Annotated in this window: 2 protein-coding genes and 1 pseudogene; 1 reads left to right on the plus strand and 2 read right to left on the minus strand. The window is 71.0% G+C overall.

What is annotated here, in order from left to right; translation table 11 throughout:
• Positions 1 to 140: cell division protein SepF (gene sepF / locus ABZ948_RS40865; protein ID WP_359768197.1), on the plus strand; the 140-nt coding region annotated here is incomplete at its 5' end.
• 48 nt (positions 141 to 188) lie between these two features.
• On the opposite strand, the gene ABZ948_RS40870 is transcribed toward sepF, so the two are convergent.
• Positions 189 to 1,379, minus strand: coding sequence for an acyl-CoA dehydrogenase family protein (locus ABZ948_RS40870; protein WP_359768196.1), 1,191 nt, complete (start codon positions 1,377 to 1,379; stop codon positions 189 to 191).
• A gap of 180 nt (positions 1,380 to 1,559) precedes the next feature.
• Positions 1,560 to 1,761: pseudogene (locus ABZ948_RS40875) on the minus strand (MFS transporter); the annotation flags it as partial.

Genomic DNA, 1,761 nt, shown 5'->3' on the forward strand with positions numbered 1-1,761 from the left:
CGGCCGGGCTGATCTTCGGCCTGCGCGGTTCGATCGAGAGAGTGTCGACCCGTGTGTTCCTGCTGACCCCCGCCCACACGGAGATCGTGAACGGCGACCCGGCCTCGCACCGCACGGACGGCTTCTTCAACCAGAGCTGAGGCAGGGCCGCTCACCGGCCCTGCCCCCCGCGGTTCACCGGCCGGGGTCTACCGGAAGGCGTCGAGCCCGGTGAGCGCCTTGCCCAGCACGAGCTGGTGCATCTCGACGGTGCCCTCGTAGGTGAGCACCGACTCGAGGTTCGTCGCGTGCCGCATGACGGGGTACTCGAGCGAGATCCCGTTGGCCCCCAGGATCGTGCGGGCCGTGCGGCAGATCTCGATCGCCTCCCGCACGTTGTTGAGCTTGCCGAAGCTGACCTGCTCGGGACGCAGGCGGCCGGCGTCCATCCGCCGCCCCAGATGATGGGCGAGCAGGATCCCCTTGTGCAGTTCCACCGCCATGTCGGCGAGTTTGGCCTGGGTGAGCTGGAAGCCCCCGATGGGCCGCCCGAACTGCTCCCGTGACTTCGCGTAGTCGACCGCGGCCTCGAAACAGCTGCGGGCCGCGCCCATGGCGCCCCAGACGATCCCGTACCGGGCGTGGGACAGACAGCTGAGCGGTCCGCGCAGGCCGGCGACCTCCGGGAGGACGGCGTCGGCGGGGAGCCGTACGTCGTCCATGACCAGCTCGCTGGTGACGGAGGCGCGCAGGGACCACTTGTGCTTGATCTCCGGCGCCGAGAACCCGCGGGCGTCGGTGGGGACGGCGAAGCCGCGGATCCCGTCCTCGGTCTGCGCCCAGACGACGGCGACGCCGGCGACCGAGCCGTTGGTGATCCACATCTTGCGGCCGTTGAGGATCCAGTCCGTGCCGTCGCGCTTGGCGTACGTCCGCATGGAGGCGGGGTCGGAGCCGTGGTCGGGCTCGGTGAGGCCGAAGCAGCCGATGACCTCGCCGGCGGCCATGCGGGGCAGCCAGTGCTGCTTCTGCTCCTCGCTGCCGAAGCGGTGGAGGGCGTACATGGCGAGGGAGCCCTGCACGGAGACGAGGGAGCGGATGCCGGAGTCGGCGGCCTCCAGCTCCAGGCAGGCGAGCCCGTACTGCACGGCGCTCGCCCCGGCGCAGCCGTACCCCTCCAGGGACATGCCGAGTACCCCGATGCCGCCGAGTTCCCGGGCCAGCTCCCTGATGCCCGACAGCTCCCCCGTCTCGTACCACTCCGCGACGTACGGCAGCACCCGGTCGGCGGCCCAGGCCCGGACGGTGTCCCGGATCCCGAGGTCCTCCGGTTCCAGCAGATCGTCCAGCCCGAGGGGGTCGGCGGGATCGAAGGGAGGCAGCTTGGACGACTCGGACATGGGGGCACCCTCCGGGACTCTTTAACTAGCACCGCTAACCCAGACGCTAAGGCTTCCTCCCGCCTCCGCACCACCCGTAGCTGCCAAGTGTGAGGGCGAGGTCACAGGGTGAGGGCATCGCAGTCACACCGGACACAAGCCGCCGACGGCGCCCCGCCTGCGTGGGTGGGCGGAAGGGCGTTACACCGAGACGCGTGACTCCGCGGCGTCCCTCTGCGCGGGTACCTCCACCGGCCCGTTGCCCTCGCACTGCATGACCCGCGGCAACCGCAACGCCATCACCGCGCCGAGCAGCAACAACCCCGCGCTCACCAGCAGCGTCACATGCAGCCCGTGCACGAACGCGTCCCGGGCGGCATGCCGCAGGGCAGCCCCCGCCGCA

The organism is Streptomyces olindensis (genome assembly GCF_040645895.1).
In the GTDB taxonomy this organism is placed as follows: Bacteria; Actinomycetota; Actinomycetes; order Streptomycetales; family Streptomycetaceae; genus Streptomyces; species Streptomyces olindensis.

What these genes read in the sequence shown, in the direction of transcription:
- ABZ948_RS40870 (WP_359768196.1), bottom strand. Translation starts at nt 1,379, where the DNA reads ATGTCCGAGTCGTCCAAGCTGCCTCCCTTCGATCCCGCCGACCCCCTC.